The sequence below is a fragment of the uncultured Campylobacter sp. genome, assembly GCF_938030145.1.
Lineage (GTDB): Bacteria > Campylobacterota > Campylobacteria > Campylobacterales > Campylobacteraceae > Campylobacter_B.
In genome coordinates, this window is the sequence record NZ_CALHGM010000008.1 from 16,240 (window position 1) to 39,351 (window position 23,112).

Sequence of the window (23,112 nt, forward strand, 5' to 3'; positions counted from 1 at the left end):
GATGAAACAAATCTGCATCATTTTAGCACACCCTTACGAAAAAAGCCTAAACGCAGCAATCGCGAATGCAGCGGTAGAAAAGCTGCAAAATAGCGGCTACGAAGTTAAATTTCACGATCTATATAAGGAGAAATTTAACCCAATCCTTAGCGGCGCTGAGCTCGTGAGCGACGAAAGCGACGACGAGCTGTTAAAAGCGCATCAAAAAGATATCGCAAACGCCCACGGCATCGTGATTGTACATCCAAATTGGTGGGGCGAGCCGCCCGCCATCCTTAAGGGCTGGATCGACCGCGTGCTAAGGCAGAGAGTAGCCTACGATTTTGCGCCAGGTGATAACGGTGGCGGGCTTCCGATAGGGCTTTTAAAGGCTGAAGCCGCCCTAGTTTTCAACACCTCCAACACCCCTGAGGCAAGAGAAAACGAGATATTCGGCGATCCGCTGGAAAAAATTTGGAAAAGCTGCATTTTTGATTTTTGCGGCGTGAAAACCTTTGAGCGGCTGATGTTTAGAGTGGTCGCAGATAGCGACGAAGCTGAGCGAAAGGTCTGGTTAGAGCAGGTAGTGCAGACGCTGGATAGGTACTTTCCGAAGCAGATTAATTTGCTTTAAATTTAAAAATGTGCTGCTCGCAAAATCCGAACGGCATAGAATTTGACTGCCTATTTAAACAGATGCGCGCCGAATTCGCTCGCACATTTGGCGCAAAATCTATGAAATTTAGGAGGCAAATATGCTTAGATTAATCGCAGCGATGGCGATTTTAGCGGCTCTCATATACTTCGTGATGGGCGGCGGCGGCAAAAAGACGATCAAAGATTACAAAAATTTCAGCCGTGAGGAGCTGGAGACTTTATGCCTCGAAAAGAGCGACAAGATCGCCTGCCAGCGTATCGCCGTGGACTATATCAAAGAAAATAAACCGAAAAAATGATCTAAATTTGCGAGGCTAATTTTGTGGTTTCGCTCAAACAGCGCGCGGTTAAATTTCTTTCTAGCCCGGTCCAAACGCTGCGCGGATAAATTTGCCTGCAAAGCACGGCTGAAATGCCAATTAAATCGGTACCGAGCGCCGCGCAAATAGCGTAAATTTAAAAGCAATAATTCAAGTATTAGCATGCGCGCTGAAAAACCGCTAGCCAAAATTAAAAGCGATAAATCGCGCTGTGTTCTTTGCGCACAAACAAAAGGAGCGATGGATGAAAATTTTATGGCAAAACAGGCTTCAAAACAGGCTTCGAGATATCGGCGAAAATATCCTGATAAAGGGCGATCGCGCATTTTACGTAGGCGATAACGACGAACAAAAGCAGATGAAGCTTAGAAAATTCTCGCTCGAAAGCGGCGAGCAGCTAGCCGGCGCGCCTTTCCGCGATTTTACTCGCGCCGCGACCTTTGACGATGACGGCCGCACGCTCGTAGTTTTGGGCCTTATTGACACGATTTATAAATTTAACGCCGCGGATCTCGCGCTCATCTCAAAGCATAAAAAGGGCGTGCTAAAATACGGCAATTTTATCGCGTTAAGTAGCAAGGGCGGCGATAAAAAGGCTATTACGGCGACCGACGACACGCTTTTTATTTACGATTTTGAGACGCAGACGGGCACGCGAAAGCGATTAAAGGGCTGCGCGGCGATTTTTAAGCAGGATGAGCTAAATTTCTTGATTTTTACGCGCTCGGGTCAAATTTACGGCTTAAATTTGAGCGGTTGCGAGCTTAAAATCATCGCCAAAACTTGCCCTATGACGCAGGCGCAGCGCGCGGAAGGCGGATATTGCATTCGCGTGGGCGAAGCGGGCGAAAACGAGGGTGCTAACGAGCTAGTTTTTACGGACGCAAATTTTAACGTTAAATTCCGCGTGAAGCTGGACTTTGATTTCGATAAATTCGAGCTTGCGGCGGACGGATCAGACGGCTGGCGCGGATACTTTATAAACGAGCCGAATGAGCTGAAGGTTCTTGATCTGCGTAGCGAGACGGGCGGCTTTAAGCACGGCAGCTTGGGCGACCTCGGGAGCGGTGAGCACGACGGCTTGGGCAAATTTGCGCACGATAAAGCCGAGGAATTTAGATGCGACGAAGCGGACGAATTTAATTGCAGCGGCTCGGATAAATTTACACGGAACGAGACGAGCAAATCCGGATGCGAAGCGACGGATAAATTTGAGTACGACGATCCCTTTAAATTTAAACTCGGCGAGCAGGTCCAATATCTCGCGGCAAAGCCCGTGCTGGCGTATAAATTTAAACAAAAGGGCGCGAGAATTTTAGGCGTCGTTACGGCTGCTTCTTGCCGGGCTGCGAGCGCAAAATACGAAGCGGAGCAAAAGGACGCATTTGCCGAGCAAAATTTAATGCCCGAAGGCGACCGCGGCATCGAAAACCTTGAATATTCACTCCTCGCTCCCGGTAAAAATGAAAAACGCAGACATCGCGCACCCGAGTGCGCCCGCGATCTCGTACTAGTCGATAACGCTTACGACGAGGACGCGGAGCAAATTTTAACCTGTTATGAGATCTAAGCCATGGTCCATTCAAGCACGCATATATGCCTGATTTAAAATTTGCAGCTATGATTTCACGCCTTTAATTAAGGCAGGTTTGCTAAAAATTTTGCAAAAATTTTATATAGAATTCTACCAAGACGCGGAAATACCCGTTTAAAAATTCTACGACATACAGGCGAGACCGTTGCAAAACGGCGCGGCTAGCGATGAGTACAGCGCGACGGCAAGGACAAATCTTAACGCCCTAAGTGCCAGCAAATTTAAAGCGCAATCTCAAAGAGGTATACGCAAAATTTGATCCCTAGCAGCGGGCTAAATTTCATGACTCGCTCGCCCGCACCCTATCAAATTTAAAATTTCAGATCAACGACGATTTGTACGGCGCGACCGCGCCCTTTCGCCGCTATCAGCACTTGACGTTTTTTGCCTTGCTATCTTGCATCGCGCGGAAAAATTCCGCCCTGCTCAGCGGGACTTCGTCAGGATGGGCGTTTCTGAAATGGCGCAGATAGCCCTCGTAATCGCCGAGCCCGATGAGCGGCGCAAGCGCGGCATCTGCGCGCGCCAAAAATTTTGCCACGGCCTTCGGGGCCGCGAGCGGGTTAAATTTAAGCTTTTTCATAAACGCCCCTATCTACGTGCTCGCTTTCTGCTAGTTTGAAATACCCCTCGTTCGCGCCGCCCTTTGAAATTTTAAGGCACATCCTTATCGTTTGGGCGATGACTACGATCGTAACAACGACGAAAAGAGCACATAGCACGGCGTCGATGACGTTATTTCTGATGATAGCCTGCGCCTTTTCAATCGCGGCGGGATCGCTCAGGCTAGCGAGCTTGGCGGCGGTATTTTGCGCGATAGCCACGTGGCTTACCGCGTCGTGCACGCGCTCGCCGTTAGCCGGCATCAGCTTTAAGATCGCCGCATAAAGCGTGGTTATAAGCACCCAAATCGCAGGAGCGATCGTGACGAAGGCGTATTTTTGCTCGCCCATTTTAAAAAGCACCACCGTCGCAAGCAGCAGCGCGATGCCCGCGAGCATCTGATTGGACGCGCCGAAAAGCGGCCACAGCGTGTAAATTCCGCCCATAGGATCGGTAACGCCGCTGTAGAGCAGATATCCCCAGCCTGCCACGCAGATCACCGTCGCGATGATGCCGTAGAGGAAATTTTTGGTATCGGAAAAGGGCTTATAGAGGTTGCCTAAAATTTCTTGCGCCATAAAGCGCCCCGTGCGCGTGCCCGCATCGACCGCGGTTAGAATAAACAGCGCCTCAAACAGAATCGCGAAATGGTACCAAAACGCCATCAGCTCCTTGCCGCCGATGATCTGATGCAGCAGCATCGTTAGCCCCATCGCAAAGGTAGGAGCGCCGCCCGTGCGGCTCATCATCGTGGTTTCGCCGACGTTTGAAGCCAAGGCGCTGATCTGCTCGGGCGTAATGCTAAATCCGATAGAGTTTATATACGCCGCGGCGCTTACCGCGTCTTTTCCAAGTACAGCGGCGGGCGAGTTGATAGCGAAGTATTCGCCCGGGCTTAGGATGCACGCCGCTACGAGCGCCATTACGCCTACGAGACTCTCCATAAGCATCGAGCCGTAGCCGATGAAAAGAGTGTGGGTTTCGCGCTCGACCATCTTAGGCGTCGTGCCGCTGGAGATCAGCGCGTGAAAGCCCGAGATCGCGCCGCATGCGATCGTGATAAACAAAAACGGAAATATCGGGCCTGCAAAAACGGGACCCGTGCCGTCGATAAATTTCGTCGTAGCGGGCATTTTAAGCTCGGGCGCGACGAAAATTATCGCGACCGCCATGCCGATGATGACGCCGAGCTTAAGGAAGGTGCTTAGATAATCGCGCGGCGCAAGCAGCAGCCACACGGGCAAGATCGCCGCGATAAAGCCGTAGCCGATAGTAAGAAGTGCGAGTGTCTCGCCCTTTAGTGAAAAAACGTCGTGCCAGTACGGATCGATCGAAACGTAATGCCCGCCCCAAAGCGCAAGCATCAGCAAAACAAAGCCGATGATCGATGCCTCGCTGACCTTGCCCGGGCGCAAGAACCTCATATAAACTCCCATAAATATGGCGATCGGTATCGTCATCGCGATCGTAAAAAGCCCCCACGGCGAGTTTGCGAGCGCCTTTACGACGACCATCGCCAAGATTGCTACGATGATCAGCATGATGAAAAAAATCCCGATCATCGCGATGCCGCCGGTGAGCTTGCCCATCTCATCTTTGATCATCTCGCCGAGGCTCTTGCCGCCGCGTCGCGTGGAGAGCACGAGCACGATGAAATCATGCACCGCGCCTGCGAGCACGACGCCTACCAAAAGCCAAATAGTGCCGGGCAGATAGCCCATCTGTGCGGCCACTACAGGACCTACGAGCGGTCCTGCGCCAGCGATAGCGGCGAAATGGTGCCCGAAAAGGACGTATTTGTTTGTAGGGACGTAATCTCGTCCGTCGTTTCGGATCACTGCAGGAGTTGCGCGGCGATCGTCCAGCTCAAAGACGCGATACGCGATAAAGCGCCCGTAGAAGGTGTATCCTATCAGATAGATGCACGCGCTGGCCACTACGAGCCAGACGGCGCTGATGCTCTCGCCTTTATTTAGCGCAAGTACGCCGAAACACCACGCCCCTATGACGGCGACCGCCGCCCAAAGGATCTTTTGCCAAAATTTCATGCTCACTCCTTAAAACTTAGCGAGCGGCTTTGGCGCAATTCGTCGTTTAACAAAACGGCTTGCGCCTTTAAAGCGGGGCTCGTTAAATAAAATTTAGTGCGTATTTTATCGGCGTTTTTATAATTTAAAGCTGAATTGCGAAATTAAAAAGAGCTCTTTCGGCGTTTAAATTTAACGCCTAAATTTTGAATTTTAAATTTAAATAGACGGCTTGGAGACGCGCGAAATTTTAACATTTAATCGCCCCAAATTTAACTCCACAGCTCTTAGCCGTTACGGAATTTATCGCGGTTTAAGAAATCAAGCGATAAAATCCCATGATAACGATTTTAATTTCTTAATAAAAATCGCGAATACTTTTAGGAGGAAATTTATGCCGAATCAGGTGTGCGGCTACGTACTTTTTCGCGCTGATATCAAAAGCTATGCAAGCTTCAAAAATAATTGCGCCAGCCGCGAGAATTTTATAAATTCCGCCTGCATAAATTCCCGACGCCGCTTAAATTTTAAAAATATCCGCCGCGATGAAATCTGCGCGTATAGTTCGCCTGGTGGGCTATGAGCTTTAAATTTTATCTCTTTCTAATCGTAGCTTTCATATTGCTTGCTTTGGTAGCCGTAAGTAGCGGCGGGGCAAGCATTTCGCTAGGCGACATCGCAAAATTTTTCACCTTCGGCGAGATAGACGAAACCAAGGAGCTGATTTTAACGCAAATGCGTCTGCCGCGCCTCGTGCTTGGAATTTTAATAGGCGCGCTGCTGGCAACTTCGGGGGTGGTGGTGCAAAGCGTATTTTTAAACCCGCTTGCAGATCCCTACATCATCGGCATCGCCTCGGCAGCGACCTTCGGCGCGGTTATAGCCTACCTACTGGGGCTTAGCGACGTTTTTTACGGAATTTTCGCGTTTTTGGCCGCCAGCGGGCTTTCGCTCGTGATCTTTAAGCTCGCAGCCCATACCCGCTCGATCTCGACTCTGCTGATCGTAGGCATCGCCGTATCGTCCTTTTTGGGCGCATTTACATCCTTCGCGGTCTATCTAATCGGAGAGGATAGTTTTAGGATTACGGCGTGGATGATGGGCTATCTAGGCGGCGCCAACTGGCAAAAGATCGCGCTTTTGCTGCCGCCGCTTCTGTTTTGCATGGCGTATTTTTACGCGAAGCGCCACGAGCTAAATATCATCTTAAACGGCGACGAGGAGGCAAAGTCGCTCGGACTCAACGTCGAGAAGTCCAAAAAGAGCCTACTCATCGTCTCCTCGCTCATCATCGGCTTTTCGGTCGCATTTACGGGGATGATAGGCTTCGTGGGGCTCATCATTCCGCACACGCTTCGCATGGCGCTTCATACGGCGAGTAACGCCGTGCTGATCCCTGCTAGCGCGCTTACCGGCGGAGTTTTTTTGGTTTTTTGCGACGTAATCGCTAAAAATGCCCTCTCGCCGGTAGAAATTCCGATCGGCGTGGTGACCTCCTTTTTCGGCGCGCCCTTTTTTCTATACCTCGCGTTTAGGAAGCATGCATGAAAATTTCGGCGCTAAACTTCAGCTACGGCAAGCGGGCGATTCTGCGAGGCATCGAGTTAAATTTAAAACGGGGGAAATTTTACGGGATTTTGGGTCCCAACGGCTGCGGCAAAAGCACTTTGCTAAAAAACATCTTGCAAATTTTAAAGCCTGCAAGCGGGATCATCGAAATAAACGGCAAAAAGGCAAGCGAGTATAGCCTAAAAGAGCTTGCGGCGCTAATCGGTTTCGTGCCGCAAAAAACAGCCCTCGCAGCCGCGCTAAACGTGAAAGAAATTTTACTTGCGGGCAGATTTTGCCGATTAAAAAGCGCCTTTAGCGGCTACGATGCGAGCGATCACGCTAAAGTGGAGCAAATGGCAGAGCTTTTGGACGTGAAAAAATTCCTAGAGCGTAGCGCATTTGAGCTAAGCGGCGGGGAGTTCGGGCGCGTGCTGCTTGCTAGAGCGCTCGTCAGCGAGCCTGAAATTTTACTGCTCGATGAGCCCACGGGCGCGCTAGATATGAACTACGCCATCGAGGCGATGAGCATCTGCGAAAACCTGACGCGCTCTTTAAATTTAACGAGCGTCATCGTGCTACACGATCTAAATTTAGCCTCGCTTTTTTGCGATGAAATTTTGATGCTAAAAGATGGCGTAGTGAGATATCGCGGCAGTGCGAGCGAACTTTTTACGCCGCAGATCATAAAAGAAATTTACGGCTTTGAAGCTTTAATAATAGAAGAAAACGGGGTAAAGTTTATACTACCCAAAAAGGAGAAATTATGAAAAAAATTCTTATAGCTTTGACTGCGGCGAGCTTTGTATTCGCCAAAGGTCTAGTCGTACTTGATCCCGCCGCGGTCGAGATCATCTACGCTTTAGGCGCGCAGGATCAGATCGCTGCGATATCAACTACCTCGATGAGCAAGATCCGCCCGCAGGCTGAAACCGCGAAACTACCCAGCGTAGGCACTTACGTCAAGCCGAATATGGAAAAGATCGTCGAGCTTAAGCCTGATCTGGTTATTACGAGCTTCCACTTCGCAGGCGTTAGCGAAAATCTACAAAAGCTAGGACTTAAGAGCCTTGCGATGGATGCAAACTCCACCGCAGACATCTGCCAAAACGTAAAGAAGGTCGCGGCCATCGTAAAAAAAGAGAGCGAGGCGGATAAAATTTGCGCGCGGATGGATGGAATTTTTGCAGAAAAACCCGCTCTTCGCGGCAAAAAAGTAGCGCTATTTTTCGGCTCAAACGCCACTATGGCCTTTAACGACAAAACCCTCATCGGCGATATCTTCGCTCGCCTAGGCGCCAAAAATATCGCAGACGGTCTAAAAGGCAGCACGCCTTCGGTATCTGCCGAATACATCTTGGAGCAAAACCCCGATATAATCGTCGTCGTGGGCGGCGAGACGGAGGATTTTTTAAAGGCAAATCCGATCCTTAAAAATACCAAAGCCGTAAAATCGGGCAAAATTTTAAAAGCTCCGACGCTCATCTTGCGGGGCAGCCCGCAGATCGGCGAGACGGTGGATGAAATTTACGCGGAGGCAACGAAATAGATGTTTAAAGAACGCATTAAATCCCACCACCGCTCCAAACTTTTCGAGAGCGTTTCCGCAAGCGAAAACGAGCTGTTCGACGCGCTGGAGCAGCCCGCAAAAGACGGCGATTGCGTGATCTATCTGCACGTGCCCTTTTGCGATAATATCTGCTCGTTTTGTTCGATGATGCGCTCCAAACTCGGCGACGAGCTGGACGAATACGCTAAATTTTTAATCCGCCAGATCAAAGACTACGGCGAGATGCCCTATTTCGATACCAAAAGTGTTAAAAGCATCTACTTCGGCGGCGGCACGCCGAGCGTATTTAGCGAAGCGCACTTTGAAAAAGTTCTGGGCGCGCTGCATAAAAATTTTAAGATCGCGGACGACTGCGAGATCAGCATAGAAACTACGCTGCATAATCTAGATACGCAAAAAGCGCTCGCCCTGCAAAGCTTCGGCGTGAACCGCTTTAGCATCGGCGTACAGACCTTCAGCAGACAGGGGCGCGCGCTTCTAAACCGCGTGCATAAGCCCGCTCGCGCAATCGAGCGACTGAAGGATCTTAGAGAAAAATTTGACGGCATGCTCTGCTGCGACATCATCTACAACTTCCCGAACGAAAGCGTGGAGGAAGCGCTAGAGGACGCGCGCTATGTAAATGAGCTAGGTCTAGATAGCGCTAGCTTTTACTCGCTGATGTTTTTCGAAGGCTCGGAGCTATCCAAAAAGATCGACACCTCCTACTACGATCTGCCGACTGATAAAAAGCTGCACCATGCCTTTGCAGAGGCGCTACTGCAAAGCGGGAATTTCGAGGTTTTGGAGCTTACCAAGCTTACTCGCAAAGGGCGCGATAACTACGGCTACATCAAGCTAAGCCACAAGGGCACGGACGTCCTTCCTATCGGCAACGGCGCAGGCGGACACGTAGCGGGCTTCGGAATTTACGGCGTGTCGGGACATAAGATGATCTCGCGCACCAATGAGCGCGAAAGCGCATACGGCGTGCTTTGCAGCCTCTTTCAGTACCCGATCGTAAGCTTAAACGCGCTAAAAGACGGCCTAAGCGCGAGCGTTTATGACGAAGCGCTGCAGAAACTAAAGGAATTTGAGAGCTGGGGGCTTTTGGAGCTTAAGGATGGAAAATCGGTCTTAAACTTGGATGGAGTTTTTTGGGGCAACAACATCAACGAAGAGATAGCAAACATTATGAAAAAGGATTTTGTATGAAAAAAATCGTGCTTTACACCTCGCAAACGGGCAACACGAAAAAGGTAGGCGACGCGATCGCCGAACAACTAGGCTGCGAAAGCTTAAATTTCCGCGATTTCGAGGGCGAGGTCAATGACTACGACTTCATTGCATTGGGCTTTTATGTCGATAAAGGCGAAGCTGAGGCGAAATTTATGCGCTTTTTACGCAAGATTCACGGCAAGAAGCTTGGCGTTTTTATGACTCTGGGCGCGGAGCCGGACGGCGAGCACTCGCGCAAGTGCCTAGATACCTTTGAAGAGGGGCTTAAAGCAAACGGCAACGAGATCATAAGGGAGTTTGCCTGCCAGGGCGCAATCGATCCGAATCTACTTGAAATGATGCGCAAAATGGCGGCCGGCGGTAACTCGCCCCACCCTATTACCCCCGAGCGACTTGCGCGCTGGGCAGAGGCTGCGAAACACCCGGACGAGAAGGATCTGGCGGACGCAAAAGCAGCATTTGCGGGGATAGAATAAAATTTAAAGTAAGCCGCGCAAACCGCTGCGCGGCGAAGCAAAGCCAGATAAAATTTCAAACTACTTCACGCGCGATTTGGAATTTTATTTTTTACTAAATTTAGACGATAAATTTCATTACTACAAGCAAATTTGCCGCTGCAGGCGCAGGTTTTGCTCTAAAATTTAAACGATAAAATTTCATTTCGCGCGCAATAGATCAAACAATGCCGCCGACTTTGCGTCGCTAATGCGCGCTCTGAACGCGAAAAGCGCTTTTGCGAGTGACCGACCCGCGAATACCGCGGTCGTGCCGTCATCCAATATACCGCCCACCATTTTGCGACGGCCTGAGCGTTAAAAATCCGTTTCTGCAAGCAAGTGGCCTGCGAGCGCCGCGGTCGCGATCGTCGGCTACCCCTGTCGTCACGTGTCACAGGTGTTGCTGTCGGGCGCCGTCCTCCCGCCGCGCGATACCCATCTGCCGCTACTAACCGCCCGCACGACAACCCGCCGCCGCCAATCGCTCCACCCGCTTTGCCGCGGTACCGAATCTAAACCGAACCGCTAAATTTTAAATTCTACAAAAGTCTTATCGCGCGTAAATTTAATTCGGAAAATGCGCAAAATTTAGGTAAATTCCACACAAACGCTTTGACGGTCAAAATTTAAAGGGGCGAAAATGACGAATTTCGAGTACGCTAGCCGCATTAACGAGGCTGCGGAGCTAGATTTAAGCTTAGATTGCAAAGAGATCGATCTACAGGATAAGCTTTACGGGCTTTTTCAGTGCTTTATGCCTGACGGCGCGGGCGTAGATGCAGTGTTTGCACCGCTGCAAAACGGCACCGAGCTGCAAGTGCGTATAATGCCGATCTACGCAGTCACGGCGCAGCAGACGCGGGAGGCGTTCGATCAAGGCGTGGCGCCCAGGTATTTTTGCCCACCACAGGATCCGAAATTTGGTGGCGAAGCGCTTAAGAGCCTAGCTTTAGCGTACGTTCATAATCTAAAAATTTTTGCAGAGTTTCTCGGCAAGAGTGAGCTTTTAAAGATACTTGAGCAGATAAAATCCGCGCGCGTGCAGGAGAGCTTTGATCTCGCATATAACAAAGACGAGCTTGCGGACGCCGTCTACGAGGCGATCATGGAGTGGATGATAGATTCGCCGAAACTCGATGCGAAGCTATGGGTGCTCGGCGAGGCGCACTATTCGATCAACTGCGACTACCTGCTCTCGGCGTATTTGCAGTATCCAAACTACGCGCAAAGACCGCAGGAAGACTTTTTGAAGCCCTACTTCGAGCTGTATCTAGCGGGACGGCAGATCACGTTTGAGCGCGGCGAGGTCGTGGTTTTCACGCGCTAAATTTACGCAGGCAAAGGAAGCGAATGGGCGCTCACAGGCGACTAAAATTTGAGTCTTTCAAAAAAAGGAAGGGAGCGACGTCCACGAACGGCTAAAATTTAAGTTCAGCAAGTATGGGCACAAACGCTTATCGCATATCCAAAAAAACCTGCGTCGTAATCAAGCAATCTAGCAGGTTGTCTACGTTGCGTCAAATCGCTTAAAATATTTCTGCTTTGCGTAGCCGCCGCTTTCAGCACCTTGCTAGAGCAAAATCTCCGCACATCGTTGATGTTTGGATAATTAAATTTCTTCCATCACCCTGCTGCCCTCACTTTGTATGAGGTACCCAAATAATTTACTTGCACTAACGCTTGCTAGTTAGAATTTATCTAAATTTTAAAGAGGAATTTTGACGCAGAATTTTATGGAATTTCGCTGCCGCAAATCTCGCAAGCGATAAAATTCTATCGATTTACGCTCTTAAATTTACTCAAATCACCGCCTGTTTTATAAAATTCTTCAGCGTCGATCATAGTGCCGTCAGGCAGCTTACAAACGGTGTAATCCACGCCGTTGCCGTCTTTGCGGACGATCAGCTCGCCGCCATTTTTAATACAAAAATCCCCAGCAGCGCTAGCCTCTGCGCTCACCGAAGCGAAAGCGCCCACCGCAAGCGCTACTGCAAAAAATCTCTTAAAACTCATTTAAATCCTTTCATTTAATTTTGCCCGTTTTTAGGATTAAGCTTAAATTTAGACGCCAGATACGCTAAACTTGCGCCTAAATCAATAAACCGCCTTCCATCCTCGAACACCGATAATAGCGTTTTAAATGTTAAATCCTACCTAATAAATCCCAGCAGCGCCAAGTCCGCTCGCCGCTGCAAAATCAAAGCCATCAGACTTCATCCAATGCAAAATTTAACATCATAAAATTTTGCCTTCAATAAAATTCTAGCAGCGAAATCCAAGCCGCATCAAAGCTATTTCTGCCGTAAAATACCGGCTATAAAAGCGAGGGCTATGGCAAATAACTAGCTCAGCGACAAGGTAAGCGCGGATCCTAAACGATCTCGTCTATAAGTGCGAGCCGCGCCCAAACCCTCTAAATTTAACCGCCGCTAACCGTTTTTGCGCGCAAACTCGCTCATAAAAGCGACTAGTTTTTCAACATCCTCGTAGTTTATCGCGTTGTAGATCGAGGCGCGGATGCCGCCTAAAACGCGGTGTCCTTTAAGCCCTATCATCCCCTCCGTCTCCGCCTGCGCGACGAAAACCGGCTCAAGCGCGGCATCTGCGATATTAAAGCTCACGTTCATCAGGCTGCGGCTGTCCTTTTGCGCGTGGCCACGGTAGAAGCCGCTGCTAGCATCGATCGCGCCGTAAAGTAGCGCCGCTTTACGCTTGTTGCGCTCGTGCATTGCCGCGAGCCCGCCGATTTCGTCCTTGATCCAGCCGAGCATTAAATTTAGCATGTAAATTCCGAAAGTATTCGGGGTGTTGCTCATCGAGTCCGCGTCCGCCTGCGTTTTGTAGCGCAGGATCATCGGCGTTTTAGGGTTTGCGCGGTCCAGCAGATCCTTGCGGATCGCCACCATCGTAACGCCCGCGGGACCGCCGTTTTTCTGAATGCCGCCGTAAAACATTCCTACGCTGCTAAGATCCACGGGGCGCGAAAACAGATCGCTCGAGCTATCGACTACGAGCGGGCAGGCGCACTGTGGTAGCTGCGGATACTGCGTGCCGTAGATCGTGTTGTTTGAGCAGATGTAGCCGTAGTCGGCGTCGTCAGAGAATTTAACCTCGGGGATGCGGTCGAATTTGCTCTCCTCGCTGCTTGCGACCACGCGGTAGTTTATGCCGAGCACGCCCGCTTCCTTGATCGCTTTGCTCGTCCAGTTGCCCGTGTTGGCGTATTCTGCGACGCCGCCCGCGTATAGATTCATCGGCACCTGCGCGAACTGAAGGCTCGCGCCGCCTTGCAAAAATAAAATCGTAAAATCATCCGAAAAGCCGTAGAGATCGCGCACGCGGCTCATCGCGCTATGCAGGACTTCCTCGAAAATTTTTGTGCGGTGCGAGATCTCCATTATCGAAAATCCGAGCCCTGCGTAGTTTAGCAGCTCCTCTTGCGCCTGCTTTAGCACGCCCAGCGGGATGGTGCTAGGTCCTGCGCTAAAATTTATTACTCTATCCATTTTGCCTCCTTTAGATGATTTTTGCGTTTTTGCTGAGCTGCTGCGAGCAAAGGACGAACTCATCGCCCGCGGCAAGCTCGCCCAAGCTCACCGTTTTGCCGTCCTTTTGGATTTGAACGAGGTCTTTGGTGATCTCAAAAAATTTCGCCTTTTGCGCCAAAAGCTCATCTTTGGCACTTAGCGTATGCTCTGCAGCGCTTAGCTTAGAGCCGATGAAATTTTTAAATTTAAGCTCGAAATTTAAAAGCCTGGCAAGCGAGCCTGAAATTTTTGGCTCGACCGATTTTGATCTAAGCTCTAAAGCTGCGAGGCTCAGCACGTTTTGTGCGGATGAAATTTTATCTTTTATCAGCCTATCAAGTGCATCGCTTACGCCGTCTAGGCTCTGAAAGATCGCGCAAATATCGGGCAGCAGATCGATCATCGCGGCGGTGGGCGTGAGGCTTCGGTGATCGGCTACGAAATCGCTGATGCTAAAATCGATCTCGTGCCCAACTGCCGAGATGACGGGCGTTTTGGCCGCGTAGATCGCGCGCGCCAAGGCCTCGTCGTTGAAGCACCACAGATCCTCGCGCGAGCCGCCGCCGCGAGCGATGACGATCGCATCATAGCCCTTCTCGTCGGCTGCGCGCAATGCGCTTATGATCGAAGCAGGCGCGCCCTCGCCTTGCACTAGCGCGTTATACAGATCGATCTTACAAAGCGCGAAGCGGTCCTGTGCCGTGCGAAGCATATCCGCCTGCGCTGCTGAGCCCGCGCTCGTGATGATCGCGATGCTTTGGGCAAATTTCGGAAGCTGTTTTTTGTGCGCGGCATCGAAAAGCCCCTCTTTGCTAAGCCTTTCTTTTAGCGCGGCAAACGCCGCTTCTAGCTCGCCTTCGCCGCTTTTGCGGATGTTTGATGCCTGAATCTGATATGCGCCCGTGGGGGCGTATAGCGAGACCTTGCCGCTTACGATGAGTTTATCCCCGACGGCTGGGATAAAATTTATCCGCGCGGCGTTAAATTTAAACATCGCGCAATCGATCGCTGCGCTTGCGTCTTTGATCGTAAAATACCAGTGCCCGCTCGTGCTTTGAATTCTAAACTTAGATATCTCACCCTCGACCTCGACGAAGCCAAAACTCGTCTCTAAAAGTGCCTTGGCTTGGGCATTTAGCTCGCTTACGCTAAGCATCGTCGCTCTTCCGCGCGATTTTCTCCGCGATGAAAAGTGTGCTGACGTCGAAGCTGAAGCCCTTTTGCACGCGCAGCTCAAAGCCCGCGTTTTTGAGCTTTTCGCTAAAGCTCGCGGCGTCTAGGAAGCTACCGATGGAGCTTGGCAGATACTCGTAGGCTTCTTTGTTTTTCGAGATGAAGGCGCCGATTTTGGGTAAAATTTTACTCACGTAAAAATCTCTGATTTTAAACGCGAGCCCGCCGCTTGCGGCTTTTGTAAATTCCAAAACCACGAGCGAGCCGCCGGGTTTGATGATGCGATTAAACTCCGCAAGCGCTACGTCCAGCTCCACGACGTTTCTTATGCCGTAGCTGATGCTTAAAATATCCACGCTTGCATCATCTAGCGTCGTGACGCCCGCGGTTGCTTTGATAAACTCGTAGCCGGGAAATTTTTGCCTAGCCACCTCTAGCATCCCTTCGCTCGGATCGATCCCCACGATCCGCTCGATCTGCACGCCGTGCTGCGCCGCGCCGTCGCGCCACGAGCTTATCATATCGCCCGTGCCGCACGCGACGTCGACGATACTCACGAGCTTTCCTTTAAGCTTTTCAAGCGTCAGCTCGACCGCCTTTTTGCGCCACGAAACGTCTACGCCGAAGCTGATGGCGCGGTTTGCCAGATCGTAGGTAGGCGCGATCTGATCGAACATCTTTATGATTTTTTCCTGTTTTTGCACGGGTATTCCTTATTCGTATGCTTTGATTTTACGCAGCGATCTTTTCAGCGCGCGCAAAAGAGCCTCTTTTTCATTTAAAATTTTTTCCTCCAGCTCGGCGCGGCGGTCGTTTAGCCGGGCGTCCAGAGCCAGCAGATACGCAAACGCGACGCCGCTTTTATCGCTTGCTTTTTGATAGATCGCGATGAAATTTTGCCACACGCTGATATCTTGCAGCGCGCCGAAATCCTCGCAGGCGGCCTTGGTGCGTTTAAATAGCCCCCTGACGCAGCCTTCATCAAAGCTTCTTGCAAAAATTTCAAGCGCGTATCGCAGCCTCTTTAGCCCTATGCGCGCGTCGTGAAATGCTTGCAGAGACGAGCCTTGCTGTAAATTTTTTAGCTCCGCGCGCAAGCTTTTAATCAGCTTGCAAAGGCGGGCAGAGGCGAACTTTTTTGAAATTTTTTCATATTCGCTGCGCGCGTAGATGCCGTCCGCGCCGCTTAAAAAGCCGCTAATAGCGCCGTTTAAATCTGCAAATTCCGCGCTAGAAAGAAATTCCAAAATTTTATCCTCAGAGCGCTTTGTGATAAGATTTAGCTGTTGCAAAAAGCCTGCAGGCGCGTCATCGGCTTTTAAAAACTCCGCAAAAACGTGAAGGTCTCGCAGCTGATTGGTGCGGCTCATAAATCCTGCGAGTAGTTTTAAAATTTCATCCTTTTTTTCGGCTTCGAAAAGCGGCGAGGATAGCTTCAAAACGGCTCTAAATTTACGGATCTGTACGCGCAGCTCGTGAAGAGCTTCGGGGGCGAGGTTTTTTTGATACTCGCCCTTTGCGGCGCACGCCCTCGTCCACGCTAACTCAAGCGCCAAGCGCGCGAGCTTAACGCTGTCTGCATAGGGCGGAGCGAAAAATTTAACTCGGCTAAATTTTTTAAAAACGTTGCGAGCGTGCGCGAAATCAAGCGAGCGCGGCGGTATGCCGTAGCGTGCTAGATAGCGGCTTTTGTAGCGGTAATCGTCGGTGATCTCGCAAAAATCGGTGCTGCCGAAGGTTTTTACAAAATCAAAATTTGCGCTTGCTGCCTCGCTTTGAAATTTCGCTCGTAAAATCACGAGCGTGCTTAGCTCGCCGCCGTAAAGCTCTAACCAAAACTCCGCCTCGTCGTTAGCAAAGCCGTAGCGGTTTTTTTGCACGATGCGAGCGATCCTGCTTTTTAAAGCCTCTTTGAAATCATCTTTTGAAATTTTAAAATTTAGAGTTTGTCTGTCGAGATCCTCTTTTTTGTGGTGCAAAGAGCATTCGTCGTTTTGGCGGATGTAGTAAATTTCGGGGTAGAACGAGGTATAAAACCAAGCGATCTTTACCTTGCGACATTTCAGCCCCGCACGCTCTAGCGTCCGCATAATCGAATCATCGCTCAATAAAAATTTACGCTTAGTTTGCATACCCGCTCCAAAAATAAAGTGGGTAATGATAGCAGAAAATTCTTTAAACTATCTACACTTTTCGCAGTCTTCGACCGTTGTCGTGATATTTAGCTTGCGGATGAAATTGCCCGCTTTGCGCTCGATGTTTTTCAAAACATCCTTATTAAAGGCATCGTCCATGAAAAGGTCCATCACGTTACCGCATTTTTCGCACACGACGTGGATATGCGGCATCTGATAGATGTCGTAGCGGCTCTTTTTGTTCGGTGCATTGACCTCGACTACGACCCCTTCGTCGAGCAGAGTGTTTAAATTTTTATAAACCGTCGCTAGCGAAATAGATGGATAGTCCTCTTTGATCCCCTCGTATAGGTCCTCTATGCTTGGATGCTCGTGGCGATCAAGTACCTTTAGGATACATAATCTTTGCGGAGTTGCTTTCAAACCGCAGGTTTTGAGTAGTTCTACGTGGCTCATTTTTGTCCTTCAAAAATTTTAAAGTGATATTATCAAATTTTACTTTAAACAAAGTTGATATTAACTAATATTTTTTATCACTTAATATTCGCTCGGATAGAGTTTGCACGTCCAAGCCCAAGCTGCGTTCTACGTCGGCGGTCTTTCCGTGCGGCAAAAACATATCGCCGAACTCGAAGCTCACGATCTTTATGTCCGAAATTTCATTTTCCTGCAAAAATGCGCTTAAAATTTCACCGACGCCGCCCTTTTTGGCGTTGTCGCTAAAGACGTACCAAATTTTATCCTTGCAAGATAAATTTCGCAAAAACTCAGCGTCTAAAGGCTTTGCAAAGACTAGATCTACGACGTCCGCCTCGATCTGCCCTTCTAGCGCCTCAGCCGTTTTATACGCCCTACCTGCGCCGTTTCCGTAGCCGATCAGCGCTACGTGCGCGCTATCGCTGCGCTTTAAAAACACCGATTTTGCAAGCTCTATCGCATACGCGCCGGTCTCGTCGCAGTCCAAGATAAAGCTTCCGCGCGGATAGCGGATCGCCAAAACCCCCTCATGCGCGTAGGAGTACTCGATGATTCGTTTAAAGCTCGCCTCGTCCCGCGGCGCGCACATGCTGACGTTTGGGATAGCGTTTAAGAAGCTTACGTCAAAGACCCCCTCGTGCGTCTCGCCATCCTCGCCCACGATGCCCGCGCGATCCATCGCAAGGACTAAATTTAAGTTCATAATCGCCGCGTCGTGGACGATCTGATCGAATGCGCGCTGCATAAAGGTCGAGTATATCGTAACGTACGGCTTAAAACCCTCGCGCGCCATCGCAGCCATCGAGCTTAGCGCGTGAGGTTCGGCGATCGCTACATCCCAGAAGCGGTGCGGAAATTTCTCGATCAGCTTATCCATACCCGTGCCGCTTGGCATCGCGGCGGTTACGCCCACGACGTTTTCATGCTTAGCGGCCAAATTTAAAAGCGCTTCGGCATAAATTTGCGTGGCGCTTTTGGCGGCGGATTTTTTCTTAAATTCTCCGCTTTGAATGTCGAAAGGCCCTACGCCGTGCCAACTCTCCAAATAGCCCTCGGCCTTGTCATACCCCTTGCCCTTGATCGTTTGAGCGTGCACGACGACGGGTTTGCGCGCGCTTTTTGCCGTCTTTAGCGCCGATATGAGATCGGCTAGGTTGTGGCCGTCCACCGGGCCGATGTATTCGAGCCCCAGCTCCTCAAAATACATCCCCGGAATGATGAGTTTTAAGGAATTTTCAAAGCGCTTCGCCATATAGGTGGCGCTTTGCGGAGCGTGGGAGAGCAGCTCTCTTACGTGGGATTTAAATTTTTGATAGGTCTCGCCCGCCATCGCTTGGCTTAGGTATTTGCTAAAGGCGCCGATGGGCTTGCTGATACTCATTTTGTTGTCGTTTAGGATGATGATGCAGGGCAGGCGCAGATCTCCTAACTCGTTCATCGCCTCATAGGTCATGCCGCCGCTCATCGAGCCGTCGCCGATGAGCACGACCGGCACGCGATCTTCGTGCTTTAGGCTTATCGCTTTTGCCGCGCCCACGGCTAAAGAGATCGACGTCGAGGCGTGTCCTGCGACGAAGTAATCAAATTCGCTCTCGCTAGGCTTAGTGTAGCCGCTGATACCGCCGAACTGCCTAAGCGAGCCGAACTCCTCCCAGCGATCCGTTAGGAGCTTGTGTGCGTAGCTTTGGTGGCTTACGTCGAAGATAAACGGATCGTTCGCGGCGTCGAATACGTAGTGCATCGCCACGATGAGCTCGACCGCGCCCATGTTTGAGCTTAGATGGCCGCCGTTTTTACTCACGACTTCGATGATGCGCGCCCTGATCTGCGTGCAGAGCTCCCGTAGCTCCTCTAGGCTTTTATTTTTAATATCCACTTAAAATTTCTCCCAAAGCGCCCAAGACGCGATCGTTTTGCTCAGGCGTGCCGATCGTGATACGCACGGCGTTTAGCCCGTAGCTTTTTAAATTTCGAATGATAATGCCGCGGCGCAGAAGCTGCTCGCAAAGCTCGCTGCTATCTAGCGACGGGTTAAGTTTAAACGTGATGAAATTTGCGTAGCTAGGGGTAAATTCCAAATTTCGCTCGCGCGCAAAATCCTCGAAGCGGCTCATCTGCGCGGCGTTGTTTTGCAGGCTCTTTTGCACGAAAGCTTCGTCTTCTAGCGCCGCAATCGCCGCTGCGAGGCTAAGCGTCGTGATGTTAAAGGGCGGGCGCAGCTTATAAAGCGCGCTTATGATTTGCCGCGGCGCGACACCGTAGCCTACGCGCATACCGCCCAGTCCGTAGACCTTCGAGAAGGTGCCTAGATAGAGCACGTTTTTAAAATTTTGAATTAAAAATTTCGGATCGAGCTTTTTGCGTTCATCTTTAAACGCCGCAAATTCGTTATATGCGGCATCTATCACCAAAAGCGCGTCCTCATCCACGCTACCGGCGAACTTATACACCGCCTCCGCATCCAAGCACTCGCCAAGCGGGTTGTTCGGCACGCACAAAAAGATGACCGAAATTTCATCCCTGTGCGCGTTATAAATTTTTAAAAGCTCGGCTAGATCGTGCTCCTGAGCGCTCGTTTTGTAAACTTTAGCCTCGCAATGGCTTGCGTAGATGCCGTACATCGCGAAAGTGACGCCCGCTTGCAGTATCGCGCGGCGCGAATTAAGCTTGGCATGCAGCGCAAACTCGATGATCTGATCGCTGCCCGCGCCGATGATGATATTTTGCGGCTCTACGCTGAATTTCGAGGCGAGCGCGCCCTTTAGCTCATACATCGAATCATCGGGGTAAAGATGCGCACAGGCGGCATTTTGCACGATCGCCTCCTGCACCGCCTCGCTAGTGCCGAAGGGGTTTTCGTTGCTGGCAAGCTTTAGCACGTCCTGCTTGCGGATACCAAACTCCCGCACCACAAGCTCGATCGGCTTGCCCGCTTCGTAATTGCTTAGATTTTCTACAAATTCGTTAAATTTCATCACTCCCCTCCGTTTATATAGCTTCCCAGCCAGGTGATTTCGTGGCCATTTTTCTGCGCGTTTTGCAGCACGCGCGCCACGCGTTCGTCATCCACATGCCCCTCAAAATCGATATAAAAGACGCTTTTAAAATCCCTAAGCTTGACCGGACGGCTTTCGAGCTTGGTTAAATTTATCCCCTCGTTGCGAAACATCTGCAAAAAGTCCACGAGCCCGCCCGGGCGGTCGTCGGTTTTGGCTAGGATGCTCGTTTTGTTGCGGTCGCTCTTCTGGTTTTTAAAGTCGCTCAGCACGAAAAAGCGCGTGCGGTTGGCGGAGTTGTCCTCGATCTTTTGAAACATCATCGGCACGCCGTAAAGATCGGCGGCGATCTTGGAGCAGATCGCGGCGGAGTGCGGCGTGGCAGCCGCCATCTGCGCCGCAAGCGCGGTCGATTTGGTCGCGGTAAATTTAACGCCGCTAAGGCCGTGATCGTCTAAAAATTTAAGGCACTGATTGTATCCTTGTGGATGCGAGAATATCTGCTCCACCGTGCTTACGTCGTCGCAGTGGCTCGCAAAGCAGTGGTGGATATCCATATAAATTTCGGCGACGATCTTGACGCCTTCGTATTTTCGCAAGCAATCAAGCGTTGCTCCCACCGCGCCTTCGGTGTTGTTTTCGATCGGCACGACGCCGTATTTGGCCTCGCCGCTATCAAGCTCCTTAAAGACCGCTTCGATGTTCGAGAGCGGCAGATAGGAGCTTACCGCGCCGAAGCGGCTCTTGGCGGCTTGGTGCGAATAGGTGCCGAAAGGCCCTAAAAACGCGACGATCTGCGGCTTTTCTAAATTTCGCGAAACCGAAAAAATTTCAAAAAATATCGCCTCGATCGCCTCTTTGCTTAGATTTCGCGCCTTTCCGCCGTCCAGCCTGCTGATGATCGAGCGCTCGCGCTCCGGGCGGTAGATTGCGCTGCCCGCGGTCTGCTTCAGCTCGCCGATCTTTTTGACAAACCCCATGCGCTCGTCAATAAGGCGCAAAATTTTATCATCCAGCCTATCGATACAAACGCGCAGATCATCGATGTTTTGCATCATAGCCCTCCTTTTGCTCGCCCCTAAATTTCGATTTTAAAAATTTCACGACGCCTCTTTTGCGACACGCTTTGAAATTTTGACCGCGCGATCTTAGAATTTCATCGCTTGCGATTGCCGCGCCGCAACTTCCGCGCGCTAAGAAGGCGCGATAAAATTCGTCGCAGCGGGATCTGAAATTTAAAGGGGCGCGGTTAAAATTTAAAACGGGGCTTTGTTTTGCCGTAAAATTTAGAGGCGCATTTTGTTTAGATTTGAAATTTAAAGCGCGGGTGCATTTGGGCTTGGAATTTAAAGCGGCGGTGCGTTTAAAATTTAGGGCCGCGCTCGTTGCGGCGTTAAAATTTAAAACCGCTGCACGCTCGGGTTTGAAATTTAAGATCGCGCCCTGTTTTAGACGGCTCGCCGCGCGGATCATACGAGATCCTTTTCGAGCACGATTAGATCATCAAAGCTCTCGCGCTTTCTAATCAGGCGGTCCTGCCCGTCGTAAACCGCGACCTCAGCGGCGCGGCAGCGGGTGTTGTAGTTGCTCGACATCGAAAATCCGTAGGCGCCGGCGCTTTTGATCGCGAGCAGATCGCCGCTTTGCAGGCTAGGCAGGCTCACCGCTTTGGCTAGAAAGTCGCCGCTTTCGCAGATCGGGCCCACGACGTCGCAGAGGCTCGCTGCGGCTAAATTTACGCTTGAAATTTTTTCATCCGCGCCCGAACCGCTTGTTTGATCCGAGCCCCTGCCGCCTAAATTTACTTCGCTCGCGCCGGATTCGTCTAAATTCATACCCTCCGAAGCGCTAACGATCTCGATGGCGTGGTGCGCGCCGTAGAGGCTCGGGCGTATGAGATCGTTCATCGCGCCGTCAACGATGACGAAGCGCTTGCCGCAGTTTTGTTTTTCGTAAAGCACGCGGGTAAGAAATACCCCCGCAGCCCCCGCGATGAAGCGCCCGGGCTCGCACACGATCGTGACGTCTAGCCCGCTTAGGCTGCGCAAAATCCCCTGCGCGTAGTCGTAGAGCACGATCTGCTTTTCATCCTCGTAGCGGATGCCGATGCCGCCGCCCACGTCGAAAAATTTTATATCGACCTCAAGGGCTCGCAGCTCGCGCAACAGATCGCTTACGATCTTTGCCGCGTCGCAGATCGGAGAGATGTCCGTAAGCTGGCTGCCGATGTGAAAGTGGATACCGACGGGATTTAAAAATTTGCTCTTTTTGGCGTAGATATACATCTTGCGCGCAGTCTCGATGCTGACGCCGAATTTGTTCTCATTTAGCCCCGTGGAGATGTAGGGGTGGGTCTTAGCATCGACGTTTGGATTTACGCGGATGCTGATGCGAGCGGGCTTATTTAGCTTTTGCGCGATTTGCTCGAGGCGCAGCATCTCGGCCTCGCTTTCTAAATTTATCAGCAAGATGTCAGACTTTAGCGCAAACTCGAGCTCGCTATCTTGCTTGCCGACGCCAGAGAATATGATCTTATAGCTCTTTGCGCCGATATATAGCGCGCGGCGCAGCTCGCCGATGCTGACGCAATCAAAGCCGCTGCCCAGATCCGATAGAAATTTTAAAATGCTTAAATTAGAGCTTGCTTTAATCGCGAAGCAGACGAGCGATTTGCGCGCTGCGAAGGCCTCTTTGAGCGCTATAAAATTCTTTTGTATCTCGTTAAAATCGTAAACGTATAAAGGAGTGCCGTATTTGCGGGCTAAACTTGAATAATCCATAGAATTTCCAC

At 50.7% G+C, this 23,112-nt stretch carries 22 protein-coding genes; 9 read left to right on the top strand and 13 right to left on the bottom strand.

Annotation, left to right across the window (positions count from 1 at the left end; genetic code table 11):
- Window position 1: 1 nt before the first annotated feature.
- The 3 genes from Q0323_RS01290 (at window position 2) to Q0323_RS01300 (ending at window position 2,526) form a co-directional block, all read left to right on the top strand.
- On the top strand, window positions 2-613 hold the full coding sequence (locus tag Q0323_RS01290) for an NAD(P)H-dependent oxidoreductase (RefSeq protein WP_298050701.1): 612 nt from the start codon (window positions 2-4) through the stop codon (window positions 611-613).
- 121 nt (window positions 614-734) lie between these two features.
- The gene (locus Q0323_RS01295) at window positions 735-935 is read left to right on the top strand and encodes a hypothetical protein (protein ID WP_298050703.1); all 201 of its coding nucleotides are present in this window, start codon (window positions 735-737) and stop codon (window positions 933-935) included.
- Between the two features lie 265 nt (window positions 936-1,200).
- A complete protein-coding gene (locus Q0323_RS01300; protein ID WP_298050705.1) occupies window positions 1,201-2,526 on the top strand; it encodes a hypothetical protein in 1,326 nt (441 codons plus the stop codon).
- Window positions 2,527-2,917: 391 nt separating this feature from the next.
- On the opposite strand, the gene kcuS is transcribed toward Q0323_RS01300, so the two are convergent.
- Window positions 2,918-3,133 carry a KCU-star family selenoprotein gene (gene kcuS, locus Q0323_RS01305; RefSeq protein ID WP_298050708.1) on the bottom strand — a complete coding sequence of 72 codons (216 nt, stop codon included), beginning with the start codon at window positions 3,131-3,133 and terminating at the stop codon, window positions 2,918-2,920.
- Window positions 3,120-5,201 (bottom strand): carbon starvation CstA family protein, encoded by a 2,082-nt coding sequence (locus Q0323_RS01310; RefSeq protein ID WP_298050711.1) that lies wholly within the window; start codon window positions 5,199-5,201, stop codon window positions 3,120-3,122. Before Q0323_RS01310 ends, kcuS begins: the two co-directional genes overlap by 14 nt.
- 558 nt (window positions 5,202-5,759) lie before the next feature.
- Between Q0323_RS01310 and Q0323_RS01315 the strand changes: the two genes are divergently transcribed.
- The 6 genes from Q0323_RS01315 to Q0323_RS01340 all read left to right on the top strand — a co-directional run bounded on the left by Q0323_RS01315 (window position 5,760) and on the right by Q0323_RS01340 (window position 11,340).
- Window positions 5,760-6,728, top strand: coding sequence for an iron ABC transporter permease (locus tag Q0323_RS01315; protein WP_298050714.1), 969 nt, complete (start codon window positions 5,760-5,762; stop codon window positions 6,726-6,728).
- Window positions 6,725-7,498 (top strand): ABC transporter ATP-binding protein, encoded by a 774-nt coding sequence (locus tag Q0323_RS01320; RefSeq protein ID WP_298050717.1) that lies wholly within the window; start codon window positions 6,725-6,727, stop codon window positions 7,496-7,498. The genes Q0323_RS01315 and Q0323_RS01320 overlap by 4 nt, the downstream gene beginning before the upstream one ends.
- Window positions 7,495-8,277: an ABC transporter substrate-binding protein gene (locus Q0323_RS01325; RefSeq protein ID WP_298050720.1), complete on the top strand. Its 783-nt coding sequence runs from the start codon at window positions 7,495-7,497 to the stop codon at window positions 8,275-8,277. Before Q0323_RS01320 ends, Q0323_RS01325 begins: the two co-directional genes overlap by 4 nt.
- Window positions 8,278-9,492, top strand: a complete 1,215-nt coding sequence (locus Q0323_RS01330; protein WP_298050722.1) for a radical SAM protein — start codon at window positions 8,278-8,280, stop codon at window positions 9,490-9,492.
- Window positions 9,489-9,992, top strand: coding sequence for a flavodoxin family protein (locus Q0323_RS01335; protein WP_298050725.1), 504 nt, complete (start codon window positions 9,489-9,491; stop codon window positions 9,990-9,992). The genes Q0323_RS01330 and Q0323_RS01335 overlap by 4 nt, the downstream gene beginning before the upstream one ends.
- 661 nt (window positions 9,993-10,653) lie before the next feature.
- Window positions 10,654-11,340: a hypothetical protein gene (locus Q0323_RS01340; RefSeq protein WP_298050728.1), complete on the top strand. Its 687-nt coding sequence runs from the start codon at window positions 10,654-10,656 to the stop codon at window positions 11,338-11,340.
- A 446-nt stretch (window positions 11,341-11,786) separates the two neighbouring features.
- Here the strand turns inward: Q0323_RS01340 and Q0323_RS01345 are convergent, their stop codons facing one another.
- From Q0323_RS01345 to lysA, 11 genes are all read right to left on the bottom strand, one after another.
- Entirely contained in the window at window positions 11,787-12,026 is a 240-nt protein-coding gene (locus Q0323_RS01345) for a DUF333 domain-containing protein (RefSeq protein ID WP_177388543.1), read from the bottom strand.
- A gap of 416 nt (window positions 12,027-12,442) precedes the next feature.
- Window positions 12,443-13,519 (bottom strand): phosphoserine transaminase, encoded by a 1,077-nt coding sequence (serC, locus tag Q0323_RS01350; RefSeq protein WP_298050731.1) that lies wholly within the window; start codon window positions 13,517-13,519, stop codon window positions 12,443-12,445.
- Window positions 13,520-13,529: 10 nt separating this feature from the next.
- Window positions 13,530-14,696, bottom strand: a complete 1,167-nt coding sequence (gene xseA / locus Q0323_RS01355; protein ID WP_298050734.1) for an exodeoxyribonuclease VII large subunit — start codon at window positions 14,694-14,696, stop codon at window positions 13,530-13,532.
- On the bottom strand, window positions 14,689-15,417 hold the full coding sequence (gene ubiE / locus Q0323_RS01360) for a bifunctional demethylmenaquinone methyltransferase/2-methoxy-6-polyprenyl-1,4-benzoquinol methylase UbiE (protein WP_298050737.1): 729 nt from the start codon (window positions 15,415-15,417) through the stop codon (window positions 14,689-14,691). Before ubiE ends, xseA begins: the two co-directional genes overlap by 8 nt.
- Before the next feature lie 9 nt (window positions 15,418-15,426).
- Window positions 15,427-16,845, bottom strand: a complete 1,419-nt coding sequence (locus tag Q0323_RS01365; RefSeq protein ID WP_298050739.1) for a CHAD domain-containing protein — start codon at window positions 16,843-16,845, stop codon at window positions 15,427-15,429.
- 48 nt (window positions 16,846-16,893) lie between these two features.
- Window positions 16,894-17,304, bottom strand: coding sequence for a Fur family transcriptional regulator (locus Q0323_RS01370; protein ID WP_298050742.1), 411 nt, complete (start codon window positions 17,302-17,304; stop codon window positions 16,894-16,896).
- 64 nt (window positions 17,305-17,368) lie between these two features.
- Window positions 17,369-19,201 carry a 1-deoxy-D-xylulose-5-phosphate synthase gene (dxs, locus tag Q0323_RS01375; RefSeq protein WP_298050744.1) on the bottom strand — a complete coding sequence of 611 codons (1,833 nt, stop codon included), beginning with the start codon at window positions 19,199-19,201 and terminating at the stop codon, window positions 17,369-17,371.
- Window positions 19,191-20,300, bottom strand: a complete 1,110-nt coding sequence (gene hisC, locus Q0323_RS01380; RefSeq protein ID WP_298050747.1) for a histidinol-phosphate transaminase — start codon at window positions 20,298-20,300, stop codon at window positions 19,191-19,193. The genes dxs and hisC overlap by 11 nt, the downstream gene beginning before the upstream one ends.
- Entirely contained in the window at window positions 20,300-21,376 is a 1,077-nt protein-coding gene (gene pheA / locus Q0323_RS01385) for a prephenate dehydratase (protein WP_298051012.1), read from the bottom strand. The genes hisC and pheA overlap by 1 nt, the downstream gene beginning before the upstream one ends.
- The gene (locus tag Q0323_RS01390; RefSeq protein WP_298050750.1) at window positions 21,360-21,794 is read right to left on the bottom strand and encodes a hypothetical protein; all 435 of its coding nucleotides are present in this window, start codon (window positions 21,792-21,794) and stop codon (window positions 21,360-21,362) included. The genes pheA and Q0323_RS01390 overlap by 17 nt, the downstream gene beginning before the upstream one ends.
- Entirely contained in the window at window positions 21,791-23,101 is a 1,311-nt protein-coding gene (gene lysA, locus Q0323_RS01395; protein ID WP_298050752.1) for a diaminopimelate decarboxylase, read from the bottom strand. The genes Q0323_RS01390 and lysA overlap by 4 nt, the downstream gene beginning before the upstream one ends.
- Window positions 23,102-23,112 lie beyond the last annotated feature (11 nt).

Bases quoted from the DNA above. Each gene is read 5' to 3' on its own strand.
- Q0323_RS01320 (WP_298050717.1), top strand. From the start codon at position 6,725: ATGAAAATTTCGGCGCTAAACTTCAGCTACGGCAAGCGGGCGATTCTG.
- Q0323_RS01300 (WP_298050705.1), top strand. From the start codon at position 1,201: ATGAAAATTTTATGGCAAAACAGGCTTCAAAACAGGCTTCGAGATATC.
- Q0323_RS01310 (WP_298050711.1), bottom strand. From the start codon at position 5,201: ATGAAATTTTGGCAAAAGATCCTTTGGGCGGCGGTCGCCGTCATAGGG.
- Q0323_RS01370 (WP_298050742.1), bottom strand. From the start codon at position 17,304: ATGAGCCACGTAGAACTACTCAAAACCTGCGGTTTGAAAGCAACTCCG.
- Q0323_RS01345 (WP_177388543.1), bottom strand. From the start codon at position 12,026: ATGAGTTTTAAGAGATTTTTTGCAGTAGCGCTTGCGGTGGGCGCTTTC.
- lysA (WP_298050752.1), bottom strand. From the start codon at position 23,101: ATGGATTATTCAAGTTTAGCCCGCAAATACGGCACTCCTTTATACGTT.
- kcuS (WP_298050708.1), bottom strand. From the start codon at position 3,133: ATGAAAAAGCTTAAATTTAACCCGCTCGCGGCCCCGAAGGCCGTGGCA.
- pheA (WP_298051012.1), bottom strand. From the start codon at position 21,376: ATGCAAAACATCGATGATCTGCGCGTTTGTATCGATAGGCTGGATGAT.
- Q0323_RS01365 (WP_298050739.1), bottom strand. From the start codon at position 16,845: ATGCAAACTAAGCGTAAATTTTTATTGAGCGATGATTCGATTATGCGG.
- hisC (WP_298050747.1), bottom strand. From the start codon at position 20,300: ATGAAATTTAACGAATTTGTAGAAAATCTAAGCAATTACGAAGCGGGC.
- Q0323_RS01295 (WP_298050703.1), top strand. From the start codon at position 735: ATGCTTAGATTAATCGCAGCGATGGCGATTTTAGCGGCTCTCATATAC.
- Q0323_RS01390 (WP_298050750.1), bottom strand. From the start codon at position 21,794: ATGATCCGCGCGGCGAGCCGTCTAAAACAGGGCGCGATCTTAAATTTC.
- Q0323_RS01340 (WP_298050728.1), top strand. From the start codon at position 10,654: ATGACGAATTTCGAGTACGCTAGCCGCATTAACGAGGCTGCGGAGCTA.
- Q0323_RS01325 (WP_298050720.1), top strand. From the start codon at position 7,495: ATGAAAAAAATTCTTATAGCTTTGACTGCGGCGAGCTTTGTATTCGCC.
- serC (WP_298050731.1), bottom strand. From the start codon at position 13,519: ATGGATAGAGTAATAAATTTTAGCGCAGGACCTAGCACCATCCCGCTG.
- Q0323_RS01290 (WP_298050701.1), top strand. From the start codon at position 2: ATGAAACAAATCTGCATCATTTTAGCACACCCTTACGAAAAAAGCCTA.
- xseA (WP_298050734.1), bottom strand. From the start codon at position 14,696: ATGCTTAGCGTAAGCGAGCTAAATGCCCAAGCCAAGGCACTTTTAGAG.
- Q0323_RS01330 (WP_298050722.1), top strand. From the start codon at position 8,278: ATGTTTAAAGAACGCATTAAATCCCACCACCGCTCCAAACTTTTCGAG.
- Q0323_RS01335 (WP_298050725.1), top strand. From the start codon at position 9,489: ATGAAAAAAATCGTGCTTTACACCTCGCAAACGGGCAACACGAAAAAG.
- Q0323_RS01315 (WP_298050714.1), top strand. From the start codon at position 5,760: ATGAGCTTTAAATTTTATCTCTTTCTAATCGTAGCTTTCATATTGCTT.